The 19,255-nt window shown below is 72.1% G+C and carries 23 protein-coding genes; 2 read left to right on the top strand and 21 right to left on the bottom strand.

Going from position 1 to position 19,255, the window contains the following annotated elements; all coding sequences use genetic code 11:
- Positions 1–2: 2 nt before the first annotated feature.
- The 21 genes from uraH to ACFPQ9_RS05485 form a co-directional block, all read right to left on the bottom strand.
- Entirely contained in the window at positions 3–395 is a 393-nt protein-coding gene (gene uraH, locus ACFPQ9_RS05385) for a hydroxyisourate hydrolase (RefSeq protein ID WP_380847301.1), read from the bottom strand.
- Positions 396–402: 7 nt separating this feature from the next.
- A complete protein-coding gene (gene uraD / locus ACFPQ9_RS05390) occupies positions 403–912 on the bottom strand; it encodes a 2-oxo-4-hydroxy-4-carboxy-5-ureidoimidazoline decarboxylase (protein ID WP_380847304.1) in 510 nt (169 codons plus the stop codon).
- Positions 913–1,036: 124 nt separating this feature from the next.
- Positions 1,037–1,405 carry a helix-turn-helix domain-containing protein gene (locus ACFPQ9_RS05395; RefSeq protein WP_128429378.1) on the bottom strand — a complete coding sequence of 123 codons (369 nt, stop codon included), beginning with the start codon at positions 1,403–1,405 and terminating at the stop codon, positions 1,037–1,039.
- Positions 1,402–1,653 (bottom strand): hypothetical protein, encoded by a 252-nt coding sequence (locus ACFPQ9_RS05400; protein WP_380847307.1) that lies wholly within the window; start codon positions 1,651–1,653, stop codon positions 1,402–1,404. The genes ACFPQ9_RS05395 and ACFPQ9_RS05400 overlap by 4 nt, the downstream gene beginning before the upstream one ends.
- A gap of 72 nt (positions 1,654–1,725) precedes the next feature.
- Entirely contained in the window at positions 1,726–2,781 is a 1,056-nt protein-coding gene (gene hypE, locus ACFPQ9_RS05405; protein ID WP_380847310.1) for a hydrogenase expression/formation protein HypE, read from the bottom strand.
- On the bottom strand, positions 2,774–3,901 hold the full coding sequence (hypD, locus tag ACFPQ9_RS05410; protein ID WP_380847313.1) for a hydrogenase formation protein HypD: 1,128 nt from the start codon (positions 3,899–3,901) through the stop codon (positions 2,774–2,776). The genes hypE and hypD overlap by 8 nt, the downstream gene beginning before the upstream one ends.
- The gene (locus tag ACFPQ9_RS05415) at positions 3,898–4,203 is read right to left on the bottom strand and encodes a HypC/HybG/HupF family hydrogenase formation chaperone (protein ID WP_380847316.1); all 306 of its coding nucleotides are present in this window, start codon (positions 4,201–4,203) and stop codon (positions 3,898–3,900) included. The genes hypD and ACFPQ9_RS05415 overlap by 4 nt, the downstream gene beginning before the upstream one ends.
- A 28-nt stretch (positions 4,204–4,231) precedes the next feature.
- The gene (hypF, locus tag ACFPQ9_RS05420; RefSeq protein WP_380847319.1) at positions 4,232–6,628 is read right to left on the bottom strand and encodes a carbamoyltransferase HypF; all 2,397 of its coding nucleotides are present in this window, start codon (positions 6,626–6,628) and stop codon (positions 4,232–4,234) included.
- The gene (hypB, locus tag ACFPQ9_RS05425; protein WP_380847322.1) at positions 6,625–7,395 is read right to left on the bottom strand and encodes a hydrogenase nickel incorporation protein HypB; all 771 of its coding nucleotides are present in this window, start codon (positions 7,393–7,395) and stop codon (positions 6,625–6,627) included. Before hypB ends, hypF begins: the two co-directional genes overlap by 4 nt.
- A gap of 3 nt (positions 7,396–7,398) precedes the next feature.
- Positions 7,399–7,797 (bottom strand): hydrogenase maturation nickel metallochaperone HypA, encoded by a 399-nt coding sequence (gene hypA / locus ACFPQ9_RS05430; RefSeq protein ID WP_380847325.1) that lies wholly within the window; start codon positions 7,795–7,797, stop codon positions 7,399–7,401.
- Positions 7,798–7,924: 127 nt separating this feature from the next.
- On the bottom strand, positions 7,925–8,038 hold the full coding sequence (locus ACFPQ9_RS05435; protein ID WP_380847328.1) for a DUF6893 family small protein: 114 nt from the start codon (positions 8,036–8,038) through the stop codon (positions 7,925–7,927).
- Positions 8,035–8,571: a hydrogenase maturation protease gene (locus ACFPQ9_RS05440; RefSeq protein WP_380847331.1), complete on the bottom strand. Its 537-nt coding sequence runs from the start codon at positions 8,569–8,571 to the stop codon at positions 8,035–8,037. The genes ACFPQ9_RS05435 and ACFPQ9_RS05440 overlap by 4 nt, the downstream gene beginning before the upstream one ends.
- Positions 8,568–9,983 carry a hypothetical protein gene (locus ACFPQ9_RS05445; RefSeq protein WP_380847334.1) on the bottom strand — a complete coding sequence of 472 codons (1,416 nt, stop codon included), beginning with the start codon at positions 9,981–9,983 and terminating at the stop codon, positions 8,568–8,570. Before ACFPQ9_RS05445 ends, ACFPQ9_RS05440 begins: the two co-directional genes overlap by 4 nt.
- On the bottom strand, positions 9,980–10,663 hold the full coding sequence (locus ACFPQ9_RS05450; RefSeq protein WP_380847337.1) for a DUF6084 family protein: 684 nt from the start codon (positions 10,661–10,663) through the stop codon (positions 9,980–9,982). Before ACFPQ9_RS05450 ends, ACFPQ9_RS05445 begins: the two co-directional genes overlap by 4 nt.
- Positions 10,660–11,289: a DUF5947 family protein gene (locus ACFPQ9_RS05455; RefSeq protein ID WP_380847340.1), complete on the bottom strand. Its 630-nt coding sequence runs from the start codon at positions 11,287–11,289 to the stop codon at positions 10,660–10,662. Before ACFPQ9_RS05455 ends, ACFPQ9_RS05450 begins: the two co-directional genes overlap by 4 nt.
- Positions 11,286–11,801 carry a hypothetical protein gene (locus ACFPQ9_RS05460; protein WP_380847343.1) on the bottom strand — a complete coding sequence of 172 codons (516 nt, stop codon included), beginning with the start codon at positions 11,799–11,801 and terminating at the stop codon, positions 11,286–11,288. The genes ACFPQ9_RS05455 and ACFPQ9_RS05460 overlap by 4 nt, the downstream gene beginning before the upstream one ends.
- Positions 11,798–13,582, bottom strand: coding sequence for a nickel-dependent hydrogenase large subunit (locus tag ACFPQ9_RS05465; protein WP_380847346.1), 1,785 nt, complete (start codon positions 13,580–13,582; stop codon positions 11,798–11,800). Before ACFPQ9_RS05465 ends, ACFPQ9_RS05460 begins: the two co-directional genes overlap by 4 nt.
- A gap of 89 nt (positions 13,583–13,671) precedes the next feature.
- Entirely contained in the window at positions 13,672–14,757 is a 1,086-nt protein-coding gene (locus ACFPQ9_RS05470) for an NADH-quinone oxidoreductase subunit B family protein (RefSeq protein WP_380847349.1), read from the bottom strand.
- A 137-nt stretch (positions 14,758–14,894) separates the two neighbouring features.
- Positions 14,895–16,601, bottom strand: a complete 1,707-nt coding sequence (locus ACFPQ9_RS05475) for an enoyl-CoA hydratase-related protein (protein ID WP_380847352.1) — start codon at positions 16,599–16,601, stop codon at positions 14,895–14,897.
- Between the two features lie 154 nt (positions 16,602–16,755).
- A complete protein-coding gene (locus ACFPQ9_RS05480) occupies positions 16,756–17,004 on the bottom strand; it encodes a hypothetical protein (protein WP_380847355.1) in 249 nt (82 codons plus the stop codon).
- Positions 16,991–17,236, bottom strand: a complete 246-nt coding sequence (locus tag ACFPQ9_RS05485; RefSeq protein WP_380847358.1) for a DUF6400 family protein — start codon at positions 17,234–17,236, stop codon at positions 16,991–16,993. Before ACFPQ9_RS05485 ends, ACFPQ9_RS05480 begins: the two co-directional genes overlap by 14 nt.
- Before the next feature lie 195 nt (positions 17,237–17,431).
- On the opposite strand from ACFPQ9_RS05485, the gene ACFPQ9_RS05490 reads away from it, so the two are divergent.
- Both ACFPQ9_RS05490 and ACFPQ9_RS05495 read left to right on the top strand, forming a co-directional pair.
- Entirely contained in the window at positions 17,432–18,253 is an 822-nt protein-coding gene (locus tag ACFPQ9_RS05490) for a TIM barrel protein (protein WP_380847361.1), read from the top strand.
- A gap of 25 nt (positions 18,254–18,278) precedes the next feature.
- Positions 18,279–19,169: a 2-hydroxy-3-oxopropionate reductase gene (locus ACFPQ9_RS05495; protein WP_380847364.1), complete on the top strand. Its 891-nt coding sequence runs from the start codon at positions 18,279–18,281 to the stop codon at positions 19,167–19,169.
- The last annotated feature ends 86 nt before the right edge of the window (positions 19,170–19,255 follow it).

A 19,255-nucleotide genomic window follows, 5' to 3' on the forward strand; every position in this document is an offset into this window, starting at 1 on the left:
TGCTAGCTCCCTCGGTAAACGGAGTAGCCGAACGGGTTGAGCAGCAGCGGTACGTGGTAATGCTCCCCGGGCTTCACGGCGAAGGTGATCGCCACCTCGGGGAAGAACACGGCACCGCTGTCCCGATTCGCGGGGGCGTCCTGCTGCGCATCGGCTTGCTTCTTCTCGAAATACGGCTCCACGGCGAAGTCGAGCCGTACGTGTGTGGTGCCCTCCGGCAGCGCCGGGAGGTCCTTGCACCGCCCGTCCGCGTCGGTCGCGGAGCCGCCGAGCGCCTGCCAGTCCGTCTCGCGCCCGGAGCGGGCGGAGAGCTGGACGGCGACGCCCTCGGCGGGGCGGCCGACGGAGGTGTCCAGGATGTGCGTGGACACGGAGGCGGTGGTGCTGGTGCTCATGCTGCTGTCAGTCCTCTTCGACGATGCGGGCGAGCCGAATACGGTTGATCTTGCCCAGCTCGGTGCGGACGATCTCCCGCTCCTGCTCCGGCGAGTTACCGATCCGCTCCTTGACCGCGTCGCGCATCTGCTCGCCGGTGCGGCCGGTGGCGCAGATCAGGAAGACATGGCCGAACGTGTCCTGGTAGGCGAGGTTGAGTTCGAGCATCTCCGCCTTGAGCTCCTCGGAGGCGCCTGCCATGCCGCTCTGCTCCCGGGCCGAGGTCGGGTCGCCCGGCTTGGGGCGGCCGATCGGCGGGTGCCCGGCCATGGCCTCCGCGAGGTCCTCGGCGGTCAGCTCGGCCATGGCGGCGTCGCTGGCCGTGTAGAGGGCGTCGGTGGTGGCGTAGGGGCGGGCGGCGAGCAGCCGGCGCGCCCATGCCGTGGAGGCGCACGCCTCGTGGAGGGCGGCGTGGGCCGCATGCTCCTCCAGGGCGTTGAACCGGGCCAGGCCCGGGGGCGTGGAATTCGACGTCACGGGAGCCTCCGTGGCCGCGAAGGGCCTTCGTACTGAACGGGCGTGCCGATAGCTAACGCCCTACGACGACGAGACGTCAACACTTTGTTGAAAATTCGCGGTACCGAAACGGAGAGGTGACGCGTCAGGCGCCCTTCTCACGGTTCAGATAGTTGTAGACCGTGAAGCGGCTCACGCCGAGCGCGCTCGCGACGGTCTCCACGCCGTGCCGTACGGAGAAGGCACCGCGCGCTTCCAGTATCCGTACGACCTCCTGCTTGGCCTTGCGGTCCAGGTCGGCCAGCGGCTTGCCCTTGCGGCGCTCCATGGCCGCCAGGATGTGATCGAGGGAGTCGGCGAGCTGCGGCAGGCGTACGGCGACGACGTCGGCGCCCTCCCAGGACAGCACGACGTCCTCGGGTCCGGCCTCGTCCGGCGGGAGTATCTCGCCGCCCATGGCGTCGACCAGCGGCTTCACCGCCGCGATGAAGGGCTCGTCCCCGGTGCCGGTCACTCCTCGCCCTCCCCGACCACGTTGACCTGGAGCGTGATCCGGGTGGCACCGGCTTCCAGGGTGCTGCGCAGCAGGGCGTCCACGGCGGTGAGCACGGCGTCACTGCCGCCCTCCGCCGTGTTGCCGAACGGACCGACGTCCACGGCGTCCAGCTCGGCCGCCTCGACGACCTGGCGGGCGACCAGCGCGTGCGCGGGTGCCTCGTCCAGGTCGAAGGGCTCGGTCGTGAACTCCACTCTCAATCGCACGCGCTCAACCTAACGCGCGAGCGATTGTTCGGGCAGCCCCCTCATCGCCGGAGCGAAGCCTCCGGGAGCCGCTCAGCAGATCCTCGGCAGCTGCTCCCCGAGCGGCAGGTCGACCACGCGTGTGCCGCCCAGCCCGGTGCGGGCCACGACCATGCCGGGGTGGGCCTCGACGGCCTCGCCGATGATCGCGGACTCCGCGCCCAGGGGGTGCGCCCGCATCGCGCCCAGCACGGCGTCGGCGTGCTCGCGCGGCACGAAGGCCACCAGCTTGCCCTCGTTGGCGATGTACATCGGGTCCAGGCCGAGGATGGCGCAGGCGCCCGCCACGGCGGGCGGGACGGGGACGTCGCGTTCCCGGACGACCACCCCCGCGCCGGAGGCCGCCGCGATCTCGTTGAGGGAGGCCGCGAGGCCGCCCCGGGTGGGATCGCGCAGCACGTGCAGATCCGGGGTGACGGCGAGCATGGCGTCGACCAGGCCACCGAGCGCGGCGCAGTCGCTCTCGATCTCCACGCCGAACTCCAGGCCCTCACGGACGCTCATGACCGCCACCCCGTGGACGCCGATCGCGCCGCTGACGATCACGACATCACCGGGCACGACCCGCTGCGGACGCAGGTCGACGCCCGCCGGGACGACACCGATGCCGGCGGTGTTGAGGTAGATGCCGTCGCCGTGTCCGGCCTCCACGACCTTGGTGTCACCGGTCGCCACCTCCACGCCCGCCGTGCGCGCGGCTGCGCCCAGCGCCTCGGCCACCCGGGTGACCGTCTCCAGCTCCACGCCCTCTTCGAGGATGAAACCGCAGGAGAGATAGGCGGCCCGGGCCCCGCTCATGGCGAGGTCGTTGACGGTGCCGTTGACCGCCAGGTCACCGATGCTGCCGCCGGGGAAGAACAGCGGACGGACGACGTAGGAGTCCGTGGAGAAGGCCAGCCGGGCCCCGCCGAGGGAGAGCACGGCGGAGTCGCCCAGCTGGGCGAGGGCCCTGCCCCCGTAGGCGGGGGCGAAGATCTGCTGGACCAGCTCGGCGGAGAGGGCACCGCCGCCGCCGTGGCCCATGACGACGCGGGGCCGGTCACGCAGCGGGGCCGGGCAGGTCCAGGACGTCACATCGAGGTCAGACAACGGGGCTCGCCTCCCGGGCGGTCGCGGCGGGCACGTCAAGGCGGCGGTACAGGTAGTACGCCGCGCAGGCGCCCTCGCTGGAGACCATCGTGGCGCCCAGCGGGGTACGGGGCGTACACAGGGTGCCGAACGCGGCGCACTCGTGCGGCTTGAGCAGGCCCTGCAGGACCTCTCCGCTGCGGCACTCCGCGGGCTCCTCGGTCCGGATCCCCTCGACCGAGAAGCGGTGCTCGGCGTCGTGGTCGCGGTACTTCGGCGACAGCCGCCAGCCGCTGTCGGGGATCACCCCGATGCCCCGCCAGGCGCGGTCGGTGACCTCGAAGACGTCCTCCAGCATGGCCCGCGCGGCCGGGTTGCCCTCGGGCCGCACGGCTCGCGCGTAGGCGTTGTCGACGGTGTGCTCGCCGCGCTCCAGCCGGCCCACGGTGCGGCGTACGCCTTCGAGGATGTCCAGCGGCTCGAAGCCGGTCACCACGATCGGCACCCGGAAGCGCTCCGCCAGCTCCGGGTACTCCGCCATGCCCATCACGCTGCACACGTGCCCGGCCGCGAGAAAGCCCTGCACCCGGCAGCTCGGGGACGACATGATCGCCTCGATGGCGGGTGGGACGCGGACGTGGGACACCAGCATGCTGAAGTTCTTGACGCCCTGCTTGCGGGCCAGATGGACCGCCATGGCGTTGGGGGGCGCGGTCGTCTCGAAGCCGATGCCGAAGAACACGACCTCCCGGTCCGGGTTCTGCCGCGCGATCCGCAGGGCGTCGAGCGGCGAGTACACGACCCGTACGTCGCCGCCCTCGCCGCGCACCTGGAACAGATCCCGGCCGGTGCCCGGCACCCGCAGCATGTCGCCGAAGGAGCAGAAGATCACCTCGGGGCGGGAGGCGATCTCCAGCGCCTTGTCGATGACCTCCAGCGGGGTCACGCAGACCGGACAGCCCGGTCCGTGGATCAACTCGACCTCGTCCGGCAGGAGCTGGTCGAGACCGTGCCGGATGATGCTGTGCGTCTGCCCGCCGCACACCTCCATCAGCGCCCACGGCCTGGTCACCGTGGCCGCGATCTCGTCCAGCAGCCGACGGGCCAGCTCCGGGTCCTGGAACTCCTCGATGTACTTCACTGGTTGCCCACCTCTTCCACCGGTGCCACGCCCGCCTCCGCCGCCGCCATCTCCCAGGCGTCGCCGAACTCCTCCTGGAGCATGCCGAGTTCGGCGAACAGCTCCAGCGTCTGTTTCGCCGATTCCTCGTCCAGCCGCTGAAGGGCGAACCCGACGTGGACGATGGCGTACTCGCCGACCCGGAGGTCCGGCAGATACTCCAGGCACACCTCCTTGACCACGCCGCCGAAGTCGACGGCGGCCATCCGGGTGCCGTCCCGTTCCTCGATCTGAAGCACTCTGCCGGGTACCGCCAGGCACATGGGCCTCTCCTGTGGGGTCGGGTGTCATTCAGTCGTCGGTCGTCGTGCGGGCGGCCACCATCAGCTGGCCCAGCGCCAGGCCGCCGTCGCCCGGTGGCACCAGGTGGTGCCGCAGCACCGTGAAGCCGTCCTCGCGCAGGGCGGCCGCGCAGGCCGAGGACAGCGGCGTGTTGGCGAACACGCCGCCGGTCAGAGCCACCGTGTCCAGCCCGTGCCGCTCCCGGGCCCGCCGGCACATGGTGTGCACCAGCGCCGCCACGCCACGGTGGAAACGGGCCGCGACCGTGGCCGCCCCGGCGCCCGCCCGCAGGTCGCGGACGATCGCCGCGACGACGGGCGCGGCACCGGCCCGCACAGTCCTGCCGTCGCTCAGCGCGAAGGCGTAAGCGGTGGTGTCACCGGCGGGCGCGGCCAGCGCGGCGGCCTCCAGCTCGACCGCGGCCTGCGCCTCGTAGCCGGCGCGGTGGCAGACACCGGCGAGCGAGGACACGGCGTCGAAGAGCCGGCCCATGCTGGAGGTCGGGACACAGTTCAGGTTCCGCTCCAACTGCCGCTGGAGCAGGCGCAGTTCGTCGGGCGGGCAGGCGGTGGTGCAGGGCAGGTCGCCGGACCAGTCGAGGCCGGCCGCGCGCAGTTGGGCCAGCGCCATGCGGTACGGCCTGCGCACGGCCGTGTCACCGCCGGGCAGCGGGACGTACGCCAGATGCCCGAAGCGCGTGAAGTCGGCGTAGTCCGCGAGCAGGAACTCCCCGCCCCACACCGCGCCGTCGTCGCCGTGGCCGGTACCGTCGAAGGCGACGCCGATCACCGGCCGGGTGCCGTCAAGACCGTGCTCGGCCATCGCGGCGGCGATGTGGGCGTGATGGTGCTGGACGCGTACGACGGCCCGGCCCGCCGCGTTCCGGTCGGCCCAGCGGGCGGAGCGGTAGCCGGGATGCCGGTCGCAGGCCAGGCTCCGCGGCCGTACTCCGGTGATGGACTCCAGCTGCTCGACGGCGCGTTCGAAGGCGCCCTGCGTCGCGAGGTCGTCCATGTCGCCGATGTGGGCGGAGAGCCAGGCCTGCCGTCCCTCGCCGAGGCAGAAGGCGTTCTTGAGGTCTCCGCCGGTGGCGAGGGCGGGGCGGACCGGCAGCGGGAGGGTGAGCGGCAGCGGGGCGTAACCGCGGGAGCGCCGGAGCACCAGCGGCTCGTCGTCGCAGACACGGACCACGGAGTCGTCGCACGGCACATGGATCGGCCGGTCGTGCGTCAGCCAGCCGTCGGCGAGGTGCGCGAGCCGCTCCAGGGCCTCGGCGTCGTCGATGACGATCGGCTCGCCCGAGACGTTGCCGCTGGTCATGACGAGCAGCCGGGGGCCGTCCTGGTCGCCGGGCGGACCGAGCAGGAGATGGTGCACCGGTGTGTACGGAAGCATCACGCCGAGGTCGGGACTGCCGGGCGCGACCGCCTCGGCGGGTCGTGGCGCCCCCTGCGTGTACGACGGATCCGGGCGGCGCCGCAGCAGCACGACCGGCCTGACGGGGCCTTCCAGCAGCCTGCGTTCCCGCGGACCCAGCCGGACGAGGTGCTCGATGTCGCCCGCGCTTCTCGCCATGACGGCGAAGGGCTTGTCGCCCCGCGCCTTGCGACGGCGCAACAGGGCGACGGCGTCGGGGTTCGTGGCGTCACAGGCCAGGTGGTAACCACCGAGCCCCTTCACGGCGAGAATCGCACCACGCGCGAGCAGCACGCGGGCCCGGGCGACCGGATCGGCCCCTGCGGTGCGCTCGGTGACCGGGCCGGACACGACAGTGGATGTGCGCTCGGCCCCCGGCACGATCAGCCGCAGTCGCGGCCCGCAGGACGGGCAGGCCACCGGTTGTGCGTGGAAGCGTCGGTCGGTCGGATCGCCGTACTCGCGGGCGCAGTCGGGGCACATCGGGAAGCCGGCCATCGTGGTGTTCGCGCGGTCGTACGGGACACCGGTGACGATCGTGAAGCGCGGCCCGCAGTGGGTGCAGTTGACGAAGGGGTGGCGGTGCCGCCGGTCGGCCGGATCCGCCAGTTCGGCGAGACAGGCGGCGCAGGTGGCGGTGTCCGGGGAGACCAGGGTGCGGGCCGGGCCGCCGGTGCGGGAGGCGAGGATCGTGAACGCCTCGCCCCCGACGACGGGCAGTTCCTGGTGGTCGACGGACTCCACCCGGGCCAGCGGCGGCGCCTGGACGGCGATCCGGTCGCAGAAGCGGGCCACGGCCGTGACACTGCCCTCCACCTCGGCGACCACGCCCTCCGGTGTGTTGGTCACATGCCCGACCAGGGCGAGTTCGGTGGCGAGGCCGTAGACGTACGGCCGGAAGCCCACGCCCTGCACCACGCCCCGGACGACCACCCGCCGCCGGTGCGGCGGGTCCTGGGCGACGGCGGCCGGCCGCGGCGGGGCGCTCACGAGTGCGTCGGGGCCACGGCCGCGGTGTCCGCCGCGTGCGTGTGGGAGTGGGCGTGAGAGTGGGAGTGGTCCCCTTCGGGGCGGCGGGCCATGACCGGTGCGTGCAGGGGCGCGCCCTCCGCCGCTGCGAGCGCCCGGTCCAGGAGCGTGCCGACGCCCCGGTCCCTGCGGGCCGAGGTCAGGACCACCTCCACGCCCGGGTTGACACGCTGCACGTTCGCGCGGAACGCGCCCTCGTCGAACTCCACCGCCTCGGCGATGTCGGTCTTGGTGACCACGACCAGCTGGGCCAGGCCGAAGGCGGTCGGGTACTTCAGCGGCTTGTCCTCGCCCTCGGTCACGGAGGCGAGCACGACCCTCAGGGTCTCCCCCAGGTCGTAGGAGGCGGGGCAGACCAGGTTGCCGACGTTCTCCACGAACAGCAGCCGGGTGCCGTCGGGCAGCCAGCCGTCCAGGTGCCCGGCGAGCATCGCCGCCTCCAGATGGCACAGCCCGTCGGTGAGCACCTGCTTGACCGGGACGCCGGACCGCGCGAGGCGTTCGGCGTCGTTGTCGGTGGCGAGGTCGGCGGTGAGCGCCGCGACGGCCACGGACCGCTCCCGGGCCAGCAGCAGTTCGCGCTCCAGCAGCGCGGTCTTGCCGCTGCCGGGGCTGGACAGCAGGTTGACGACGGTGGTGCCCCGGGACTCCAGGTGCATGCGCAGCAGGTGGGCGCTCGCGTCGTTCTTCGCGAGCACGGCCTGTTGCAGGTCGACGACACGGCACATGGTTCAGCACTCCTCGGGGATCGGTTCGCGTGCGTCCGGGTGCGGCGGATCACCGTCCACCCACCGCACCTCGGCGATCTGGAGCTCCCGCCCCGCGAGCAGCTCGACCTCGGCGCCACCGCACTCGGGGCAGGTCAGCCGGGGCGGCATGCCGACGGCCCACTCGTGCGCGCAGGGCGTGCAGCGGGCCCGGCCGGGCACCGGTTCGGTGACGAGTTCGGCGCCTTCCAGCAGGGTTCCGGCGCAGGCGAGTTCGAAGCAGAAGGCGAGGGAGTCGGGTACGACACCGGCCAGTTCGCCCACGCGCAGCCGCACCGCGCGCACCGCGGTGACGTCCCGGGTCTGTGCGGCGGCCGTTTCCACCTGGTCGATCACGGCCAGCGCGACGGACATCTCGTGCATGGGTCCTCGTCCTCCAGGGGCCGGCCTTCATTAGAGGCGAGCGCTCCGGGCGCGGGGGCCAGGCACGCCGTGGCCGGGCGCCGGGTACGCCGTTCGACGCAAGGCGGCGCACCCGGCGGGCGGGGGTTCACATCCGGCGGATCCTGAGGTAGCGCCGGATGTCGGGCAGCACCTGGGTGGCGACGGCGGCCGCGGCGGCCAGCGCGGCGCCGGCGGCCCCGGCAGCGAGGAACTTCTTCATCCCGTCTCTCCTCCTGTGGCGGCTTCGGCGGTCGAGGCCCGTACGGGGGCCGGCGTCCCGCCTTCCAGCAACTCTTCGATCAGGCGCACGGCCCGGGGTACTGCGCCGGACACCTGCGGGCTGAGACCGATGCCCTCGTCGGTGTTGGCCGGTTCGCAGCCGACGACCAGGACGCGCCGGGGTGGCTGTCCGCCGGTGCCGGCGCAGAGGGTGTCCAGCAGCGCCAGGACGGTGTCGGGCGTCATGCGGTGGCCGTCGATCGCCGGGACGGTGTCACCGGCGCCCGAGGGCCCGTCGTGCTCGATGACGTACAGCGTGCCGGGGGCCTCGCCGCGTGCGGTGGCGTCGACGAGGACGAGGGTGTCGTAGCCGTCCAGGAGCTGGTAGGCGAGGTGCACCCCGCGGACTCCTACGTCCACGACCTCGACGTGGGGCGGCAGTTGCCGTGCGGTGAGCCGGCGTGCGGTCTCCACGCCGAAGCCGTCGTCGCCGAGGAAGATGTTGCCGATGCCGGCCACGAGCGTGCGCGTCATCGGGCCTCCTCCGCCACGACCACCTCGTCGGGCTGGAAGTACAGGTAGCGGCCCTGTTCGCGGCGGATGTCGGCGCCGGGGTCGCCGTCGACGGTCACCGCGAGGTGCACCGCGCCGTCGACGTCGTGCAGCACCGCCTCGACCCTCGCGGTGCGGCCGTGCAGGAACAGGTCCTGGGCGTCGGTGTGCCGCAGGCCGGGGCGCAGTTCGACGCGGCTGCCCTTGCCGACGGGCCGGCCGTCGACCATGACCCGGTCCGTCTCGGGGTCGAAGCCTGCGTCGCTCGCCGGGTCCCACCAGGGGGTCTCGGGGCGGGCCACGCCGAACTCGTCGGGGAAGCCGTCGGGCTCGCCGGTGATCTCGCGCAGGCCGCGCACCGCGCCGTGCAGGCGTTCCAGCACCTCGGCCGGCATGGAGTCCGCGAGGTCGATGACGGCGGCGGCGCGCGCGTCGGTGCCGCGGGCCTCGCGTTTCTCCGCGTCGGTGAGGGCGGCGGTGCGCAGGGCGAGGATCTCGTCGATCTCGGTGGCGTCGTAGAGGGCGCCCAGGCTCTCGGGGGCGATGGCCGGGTGGTCCTCCAGGATGATCGGCGAGGACAGCACGAGGTCCGCGCGGCCGGGTTCACCGGCGAGCACGGGCCAGGTGTGCAGATTGCGGCAGGAGGCGACCGCGCCCTTGGCCCACTCGGGGGGATCGGTCATCGACAGGAACGAGCCGGCGCTCAGGGCCATGAGGAGGTGCGTGGCCACGAGGGAGTGCGGCAGCGCCGCGTCCCGGTCGGCGGCGTGGCCCTCCGGCGGCGTCCAGGGTGTGGTGTTCTCTACGACGGCGGTGAGCCGCGAGACCCGGTAGGGCCCGTCGAGTTCGCTCGCGGAGAGCCGTACGACCCCGGTGACCTCGGCGCTGCGCCGGACCAGCCGGCCGACGGTCCGGCCCGCCGCGTCCAGGACGGGCTCGGTCTCCTCGACGGCGGGCTTACGGAAGGGGAACTCGATGCCGTCGCCGGTCAGTTGCCCGACGGGGGCGACGAGCTCGACGCGTTCCTCGGCCCCTTCGTCCCAGGGCACCAGCACCCGGTCGTCGAGGTGGAGTTCGGGTACGGTCTCGAAGCCGCCGTCGGGCAGGACGCGTTGCACGGTGCGGCGGCGGGCGTGCAGGAAGCGGACCTCGACCGCGAGGGTCGCGTCCGCTCTCGGCTCCATCAGGCACTCGGTGTGCTGGAAGTCGTGCTCCTCGCACTCGGCGCCCCAGGCGGGCGGCACCAGGACGCCGAACTGCCAGCGCAGCCGGTTCTTGGCCGCCGAGGCACGGTACGGGTAGAGCACATAGCCCTCGAAGAGCACGGCGTCGGCCACCTGCCGGGCGAGGGCGAGGCGCTCCTCGGTCTCGGGGGCGAACGCGGGGGCGGTCACGTCCGGGTCCTTCCGGTGGTGCCGGTGAGGGCGCGCAGCGGATCGTTCGCCGGCGGGCCGACGTCGGCGAGCAGCGCTTTGAGCGTCGCCTCCCAGGAGGGCAGCGCGTGCCGGGAGCGGTAGGCGAGGAGGGCGTCCATGGTGTCGCCGGGCAGCCGGATCCAGCCGCAGCCGGGGAAGTGCTGCTCGACCATCTCCCGCCAGGTGGCGACCGGCATCCTGAAGGACGCCTCGCGGTCCCACGGGACGGGCTCCACCCGGAAGCCCCCGGTGCCGGTGAACGCGGTCCCGGAGAACAGCATCAGCAGCGGGACCTCGCCGTCGGTGAGGGCGTCGAGGTAGCGGGTCGCGGCGATGTCCATGTCGTAGGTACAGGGCACGACGAGGTCGGTCTCGGTCTCGCCGGTGAACGCGGAGACCATCAGCGGGACCTGCGCGAACTGCACCGGCTGAAGCGTGCTGCCCCAGCGGCCGCGCTCCCCGAACAGGTCGGTGAGCCCGTCGGCCTCGGTGGCCGCGTACCCGCGGCGGGCGGGCTCGATACGGATCTGGCAGCGCAGGGCGATGGCGTGCACGGGGGTGTCACCGGAGGCGGTGACCCTCAGCCGGAAGACGAGGGTGGGACCGGCGGCGTAGCGGTCGGCCCGCACACCGACACAGGAGAACGAGAACTCGGTCACGTGCGCTCCGCCTCGTTCAGGGGCCGTACACGAGTGCGGACGTCCTCGAAGAACGCGTCCAGCGCGCGCCGCGCCTCCGCCCCACCATCAAATCCCTGCCACAACAACCGCATCCGGCCGACGAGTTCGTAGCAGACGTCGATCGGAACGAGGTGGCACTCGAAGGTGTCGCCGTGGCGGCGCAGCAGCAGCGCCTCCACGTCGGGTTCGAGGAGGGCGGCGAGCCGGCTGCTGCCGAGAACCTCGTCGAAGGCGGCCGGTTCGAGTTCGCTCTCGGTGGCGCCGGCCGGGCTGGGATACAGGGCGACCAGCCGGTCGAGCGCTGCGTTGCGGAAGAAGAAGACGACGCCGACCGGGATCCGCAGCGCCTCCCACGCCCGCTCGTCGAGGCGGTGCCCGGGGTCGGTGAGGTAGCGGGCCGGGACCGCGCGGAAGCGGCCCGCGGCGGCGCCCGGTTGCTGCATGAGCAGCGCGCAGGCGGTGCACGCGCAGACGAGGGCGCGCTGTTCGGTGTCGACCAGGTGGCGGTGGTCCTCGGGCACCACGACCGCGCACAGCTCGCACCGCTCGGGCTGCGGCGGACGCTCGGTCAAAAACCGCCGCAGGCCGACCGTGGCCGCGGTCACCGGGCCTTCGTCCCGATCTGCAGAAGGGTGGGCGCCGGCTCCACCTCGACGACCGTGACCTCCGGCGCGAAGCAGGCGAGCGCCGTCTCGGCGGCCTCCCGGGCGCCGGAGCCGGAGCCACAGCCGCAGCCGCCGCTCGCGGCCGACCGCAGCCGCAGGGTGCCCGTTTCCTCGTCGAAGCCCGCCACCTCCAGGTCGTGCCGGCGCACGCTGTCGAGGGCTCGGCCGATGCGGGTGTCCCGGTCCTCGGGGTGCAGGTCGTGCAGGACCAGCAGGCTCGCGACGAGTTCGTCGCCGAGGAGCCGCGGCAGCGGTTCGCCGGGGGCGGCCGACAGCAGGTGCAGGACGCGGGCCAGTCCGTTGCCGTAGAAGTCCATGAGGCACCGGACGAGTTCCTCGGCCGCGGCGACGTTCGCCGGCTCGCCGCTCGCGCTCAGCCGGTCGAGGATCTCCTCGATACGGCGGCCGGTCTCCTCCGCGCTCGCCGGCCGCGCCGTGGTCGTCGCGCTCATCCGCCCAGCCCGCTCAGGCCGGTGGGGACGTGCAGGCTCTTCACGGTCCTGCCGCCGCCGACGTACATGTGGACGCCGCAGGGCAGACAGGGGTCGAAGCTGCGGACGGTGCGCATGATGTCGATGCCCTTGAAGTTCTCCGGGGGGTTCTCCTCGAAGATCGGGGTGTTCTGTACGGCGTCCTCGTACGGGCCGGGGGTGCCGTAGCTGTCGCGGACGCTGGCGTTCCACGGGGTGGGCGGGTACGGGTGGTAGTTGGCGATCTTGCCTTCGCGGATCACCATGTGGTGGGAGAGGACGCCGCGGACGGCCTCGGTGAAGCCGCAGCCGACGGCCTGGTCCGGGACCTCGAACTTCTCCCAGGTCTGGGTGCGTCCGGCGCGGACCTCCTCGAGGCCCTTCTCGGCGCAGTGCAGGGCGACGGCGGCGGCGTACGCCTGGAAGTAGGTGCGGGCGCGGTTGCGTTCCAGCGCGTTGGACCACTGCGGGATCTTCCACTCGAAGGTGGTCTCCGGCTTGGTCATGGTGCGCGGCAGGTTGATGACCACGCTGTTGCCGGTGGCCTTGACGTACCCGATGTCGACGAGTCCGGACAGGGCGGTGGACCACAGACGGGCGATGGGGCCTCCGCCGGTGTCCAGGGCGAGGTGGTCCTTGCCGTCCCACCAGCGCGGAGACATCACCCAGCTGTACTTGTCGTCGAAGTCGCGCTTCTGCGGGGCGGGGATGGTGTGCTGGTTCCAGGGGTGGCGCGGGTCGACCGGGTTGCCGAGCGGGTCGTGGGTGACGAACTGCTCCTGGCCCTCCCAGTCCTCGTAGTAGGAGCTGCCGAGCAGGATCCGGATGCCGAGGTTGATCTGGGTGAGGTCGTTGGTGACGAGTTTGCCGTCGACGATGACGCCGGGCGTGACGAACATCCGCCGGCCCCAGTCCGTCATGTTGGCGTAGGTGAAGTCGCAGTACTCGGGGTCGTTGAGCGCGCCCCAGCAGCCGAGCAGGACGCGGCGGCGGCCGACCTCCTCGTAGCCGGGGAGGGCCTCGTAGAAGAAGTCGAACAGGTCGTCGTGCAGGGGCACGACCCGCTTCATGAACTCCACGTACCGCATCAGGCGGCTCATGTAGTCGGTGAAGAGCTGCACGGAGGCGACCGTGCCGACGCCGCCCGGGTAGAGCGTGGAGGGGTGCACATGGCGGCCCTCCATCAGGCAGAACATCTCGCGCGTGTAGCGGCTGACCTGGAGGGCCTCGCGGTAGAACTCGCCCTCCAGCGGGTTCAGCGAACGCATGATGTCGGCGATGGTGCGGTAGCCGTGCTCGGCGGCGTGCGGGGCCTCGGTGCGCTCGGCGAGTTCGAGGACGCCCGGGTTGGTCTCCTTGACCATCTTCTCGCAGTAGTCGACCCCGACCAGGTTCTCCTGGAAGATGTTGTGGTCGAACATGTACTCCGCGGACTCGCCGAGGTTGATGATCCACTCACCGAGGTGCGGGGGCTTCACGCCGTACGCCATGTTCTGCGTGTACACCGAGCAGGTGGCGTGGTTGTCGCCGCAGATCCCGCAGATGCGGCTGGTGATGAAGTGGGCGTCGCGGGGGTCCTTGCCGCGCATGAAGACGCTGTAGCCGCGGAAGACCGACGAGGTGCTGTAGCACTCGGCGACCCGCTTCTGCTTGAAGTCGATCTTCGTGTGGATGCCCAGGCTGCCCACGATCCGGGTGATGGGATCCCAGGACATCTCCACCAGGCCGCTGCCGTCGCCGGCCGCCTTCGTCTTCGCTGCCATCGTCGTTTGCCGTGCCCTTCGTTGCGCGGGAGGTTCGGGTGGGTGTTCGGGGGTGCACGAAGCAGGGGCGGATCACGGGTGGCGGGGCGTCACCAGGGGGGCCGGTATCCGGTGGTGATCTTCTGTCCGGTACGGCGCCACTTGGGCTCCTTGTCCAAGGTGCGTCCCGTGATCGTCCGCAGTCTGCGGATGACGGAGCCGTAGACGGAACTGCCGGAGACGGACAGCCTGGCGCCGGGGGGTTCGTCCATGAACGGCATGAACTTGTCGGGGAAGCCCGGCATGGTGCAGGCGATGCAGATGCCGCCGACGTTCGGGCAGCCGCCGATGCCGTTCATCCAGCCGCGCTTGGGCACGTTGCACTTCACCACCGGGCCCCAACAGCCCACCTTGACCAGGCACTTGGGTGAGTCGTACGACTCCGCGAACTGGCCCTGCTCGTAGTAGCCGGCCCGGTCGCAGCCCTCGTGCACGGTGGCACCGAACAGCCAGGTCGGGCGCAGTTTGTCGTCCAGCGGGATCATCGGGGCGGCGCCGGTCGCCTGGTAGAGCAGATAGGTCAGCGTCTCGGCGAAGTTGTCGGGCTGGATCGGGCAGCCGGGGACACACACGATGGGGATGCCGGCCTGGGACTTCCAGTCCCAGCCGAGATAGTCCGGGACCCCCATGGCGCCGGTCGGGTTGCCGGCCATCGCGTGGATGCCGCCGTACGTGGCACAGGTGCCGATGGCGACCACGGCCAGGGCCTTCGGCGCGAGCCGGTCGATCCACTCGCTGGTGGTGATCGGCTGCCCGGTCTCCGGGTTGTCGCCGAAGCCGCACCAGTAGCCCTCGGGCTTGATCGCCTCGTTGGGGATGGACCCCTCGACGACCAGCACGAACGGGTCGATCTCGCCGCGCTCGCCCTTGAAGAACCACTCGATGAACGTGTCCGCGCCGCCGACCGGACCACATTCGAAGTCGATGAGCGGCCAGTGCACCTGGATCTTCGGCAGCCCCGGCAGCGCGCCGAGGACGATCTCCTCGATGCTCGGCTGCATGGCCGCCGTCAGCGCGACCGAGTCGCCGTCGCAGCTCAGGCCCGCGTTGATCCACAGGACATGGATCGTGGGTGTCTCGTCGGCGGGCGCGCCGGTGGTGTGAGCGCCGACCGTGTCCGGCGTCGCCTCAGTCATGGGACCGCCTCCAAGGGAGGTAAGGGATGAAGGCCCGCATTTCGGGCCCTCGGATTCTTGGTATCAGCGGTTCGGCCGGGGTGAAACACACCGTGGGCCATTCGCGTGACGCCGATGGCGCAGGCGGCGGGGCCGCTTCACGCAACCGGGGGCGAGACGAGGTGCGGTGGGGTGCGGCGGGGCCGGCGTTTGTGGACGAACGCGCGGCGCAGGGCGTGGTACGGGGCGTCCGGGTCGTCGAAGGTCCGCCGCATTCGGGCCAGCTCCCGTTCGCGGAAGGCGGCGAGCGGAGTGGTGGCCTCGCGCCGTTCCAGCTCCGCCTTCTTGGCGGCGATCCTGGAGGCCGTCGCCGGCAGTGCCGCGAGACGCGCGGCCAGTGCGGCGGTCTCCCGGGCGAAGTCGCCGGGACCGCAGTCGATCACCCGGTCGGCGAGTCCGAGGCTCAGGGCGCTCGCCGCACTCACGGGCAGCGCCTCGCGCATGAGCCGTTCGGCCAGGGCCGGGCCCACCCTGCGGGGCAGTGTGCAGGTCCAGTACTCCGAGCCGTACAGACCCATCAGGCGGTAGTGCGGGTTCAGCACGCTGCCGTTGCGGCACCACACTTCGTCGGCCGCCAGGGCGAGCATCGCCCCGCCCGCGGCTGCGTTGCCCGCGACGGCCGCGACGACGAGCCGGTCCGTGGTGGTCAGGACCGCCTCCACGAGGTCGTCGATGGCGTTGATGTTCGCCCAGGACTCCGCGGCGGGGTCGGCGGCGGCCTCGATGACGCCGAGGTGGATCCCGTTGGAGAAGAAGTCCCGCTCCCCGCCCAGCACAAGGACCGAGGTGGGCCGGGTGCACGCCTCGCGGTAGGCGTGCTGGAGGCGCCGGCACTGCTCGGTGTTCATGGCGCCGCCCGGGAAGGAGAACGTCAGGAAGCCGACGCCGCCGTCCTCCCGGTAGCGGATGTCCGTCCAGGTGCCCTCGTGCGCGTCGGGCAGCACGGGCGGGGGGAAGTCGGGCAGGGGCGGCAGCCGGTCGCCCAGGGCCCGCACGGCGGGGAGCTTGAACGTGGGCGGCCCGCCGGGCAGGCGACGGGGCCGCAGTTCCGGGATCCACACGGCGCCGTCGGTGGTGGCCCGGCAGATCGCTCCGGCGCGGGTGGCCAGCAGCTCGCCGGGGCGACCCCGCAGGACGCTCTCGGGATGGCCCCCGTGCAGGTACCACTCACCGCCGAGCAGCACGTCCAGCACACCGGGCTGCGAGTCGGCCGCGCGCAGCTTGCGGACGACGGCCGCCGTGGAGTCGGCGGCCCAGTCGATGCGCCGGACGCTCTGGTCCAGGTACGGCCGGACCCGCACGGGAGCGCCCGCCGCACCGGTCTCGTCCTGTGCGGCGGGCACATGGGTGCCGCCGGCGAAGCGCTCCACGGCGAGGTGTACGGCGGTGAGCGCGGCGTCGGCGACCTCGCCCCGGTAGAGATCGCTCTTGGCCACCGGAGGCATCCGGCACGGCACGGAGGCCCACACGTCGCCCGCGTCCATCTCCGCGGTGGCCTGCAGGACCGTGACGCCCCAGCGTTCGGCGCCCTCGTGGATCGCCCAGTCCAGGGAGGACGGCCCGCGGTCGCCGAGTGGCCCGGGGTGGACGATCAGGCAGGTGTGTGCCGCCCACACCTCCTCGGGGATCGCCGTCTTCAGCATCGGCGCCACGACGAGCTGCGGCGCGTGGCGCCGTACGGCATCCGTGAGGGAGCGGTCCGGCAGGGCGAGTTCCACGGCGACGTTGTGGCCGCGGTCGCGCAGCTCGGCGTGGACGCGCTGGGTGAGGCTGTTGAACGCGCTGGCGACGAGCAGGATCTGCACGGCTGCCTCCGGGCGGACGACCGGCGGCCGGGGGTGACCGCCGACGGCGATCCTCGGTCACGCCGGCCCGTGGTCCGCGGTGACAGACGGTGGGGTCATCCGAATGACAGACGGTGGGGTCGTCCGAACGCGCGGGTCGGGATACCGGCCGGTGTCACCAGGCGCGGGTCATGCGCTGCCAGAGGGAGCGTGTGGCGCCGAACCCGGTCTCGTGGGTCCAGACGTGCGTGCACGAACGGCACTGGAGGTGCAGCAGGCTGCCGGTGCTGGAGAGCAGATAGCGCCAGTGCCGGGAGCAGGTGCGCCGCTGTTCGCAGTCGCCGCAGCCGCGGTGGTCGTCGCAGTTCGGGCAGGCCACCCAGGCGCGGCGTCCGATGTCCGCCTGCGGGTCACGGGGCAGCATGCCCGCCTCCTCGCGGCGGGAGCACACCGGCCGAGACCAGCTCGTCGTGGACGCGCTGCTGGTCCGCGTCGAGGCCGGAGTACAGCAGCTCGTACGCCTCCTCCTCGCCACGCAGGGCGGCGACGGGGTCCCAGTCCGGGCCGAGGGCGTCCAGGACGTGGGCCCGCCGGAGCATTTCGTGCGCGCTCAGGTCGACGTCGAACTCGAACGGAGCGGGGCGCTGGGAGGACATGTAATCGAACGTAGGTAAGCCTTCCGCGCCGCGGCAAGGGCGGGTGGGGGAAGTCACAGCAGGTCAGCGCGGTCCCGTTCGGGGTTTGCGGCGGACTCCTCTTGACAAGGCACGGCACACGACGGCAATCTTCCATTAAGCAGAAACGAACTTCCGCAATACGGAATCTCGACACGGAAGGGAGCGCCGACCCCCATGGGATTCGCAGAGCAGCGCTTCAACGTCAACCTGTCGATCCTCTTCACGGAACTCCCGCTCCTGGAGCGCCCCGCGGCCGCCGCCGCGGCGGGCTTCACGGCGGTCGAGCTGTGGTGGCCCTGGGTCGACTCCCCCACCCCCGAGCAGTCCGAGCTCGACGCCCTGAAGAAGGCGATCGAGGACGCGGGCGTCCAGCTCACGGGCCTGAACTTCTACGCCGGCCGGCTGCCGGGCCCCGACCGCGGCGCCCTGTCCGTGCCGGGCGAGGAGTCGGAGAGGTTCCGCGCCAACATCGACGTGGCGGCCGACTTCGCGGCCTCGCTGGGCTGCACGGCCCTCAACGCCCTGTACGGCAACCGCGTCGAGGGGGTGGACCCGGCCGAGCAGGACGCGCTCGCGCTGGAGAACCTCACCCTTGCGGCCCGGGCCGCCGACCGCATCGGCGCGATCCTGCTGATCGAGGCCCTGAACAAGCCCGAGTCGCCGCTGTACCCGCTGGTGAGCGCGCCGGCCGCGGTCGGGATCGTGGACCAGGTCAACGAGGCGACCGGGCTGGGCAACGCGAAGTTCCTCATGGACCTCTACCACCTGTCCATGAACGGCGAGGACCTGCCGGCGGTGATCGAGCAGTACGCGGCGAAGACCGGCCACGTCCAGATCGCCGACAACCCGGGCCGCGGCGCCCCGGGCACCGGCTCGCTCCCCCTCGAAGACCTCCTCGACCAGCTGAAGAAGGCGGGCTACGACGGCTGGGTCGGCCTCGAGTACAAGCCGGGCGACCGCCCGAGCGCCGAGGCCTTCGACTGGCTGACCCGCTGACCCCGTTACCGAAAGGCACCCCATCATGAGCAACCTTCCCAAGATCGCCTGGATCGGCCTCGGCATCATGGGCTCCCCCATGTCCGAGAACCTGATCAAGGCGGGTTACCAGGTCACCGGCTTCACGCTGGAGCAGGACAAGCTGGACCGTCTCGCCGCGGCCGGCGGCACCGCCGCCGCCTCGATCGCCGAGGCCGTGAAGGACGCCGACGTCGTCATTACGATGGTCCCGGCGTCCCCGCAGGTCGAGGCCATCTCCTACGGCCCCGACGGCATCCTGGAGAACGCCAGGTCCGGCGCCCTGCTGATCGACATGTCCTCGATCACCCCGCAGACCTCGGTCGACCTGGCGAAGGCCGCCAAGGACAAGGGCATCCGGGTGCTGGACGCCCCCGTGTCCGGCGGTGAGGCCGGCGCCATCGAGGCCGTACTGTCGATCATGGTCGGCGGTGAGCGGGCCGACTTCGACCAGGCCAAGCCGATCTTCGACGCCCTGGGCAAGACCATCGTGCTGTGCGGTCCGCACGGCTCGGGTCAGACCGTGAAGGCCGCCAACCAGCTGATCGTCGCCGTGAACATCCAGGCGTGCGCCGAGGCCGTGGTCTTCCTGGAGAAGTCCGGCGTGGACCTCCAGGCCGCCCTGGACGTCCTCAACGGCGGCCTGGCCGGCTCGACCGTGCTGACGCGGAAGAAGGACAATTTCCTCAGCCGCGACTTCAAGCCGGGCTTCCGGATCGACCTGCACCACAAGGACATGGGCATCGTCACCGACGCCGCCCGCAACGTCGGCGCCGCCCTGCCCGTCGGCGCCGTGGTCGCCCAGCTGGTGGCGTCCCTGCGCGCCCAGGGCGACGGCGGCCTGGACCACTCGGCCCTGCTGCGGGCCGTGGAGCGCCTGTCCGGCGCCCAGGTCTGACCCAGGACCCACACCAAGACTTCCGGGCGGCGCCCCGCTGACACCTGTCCTGTCGCGCCCAGGCGGGGCGCCGTCCGGAATCAACG

It is taken from the genome of Streptomyces coerulescens (genome assembly GCF_042657965.1).
Lineage (GTDB): Bacteria > Actinomycetota > Actinomycetes > Streptomycetales > Streptomycetaceae > Streptomyces > Streptomyces coerulescens.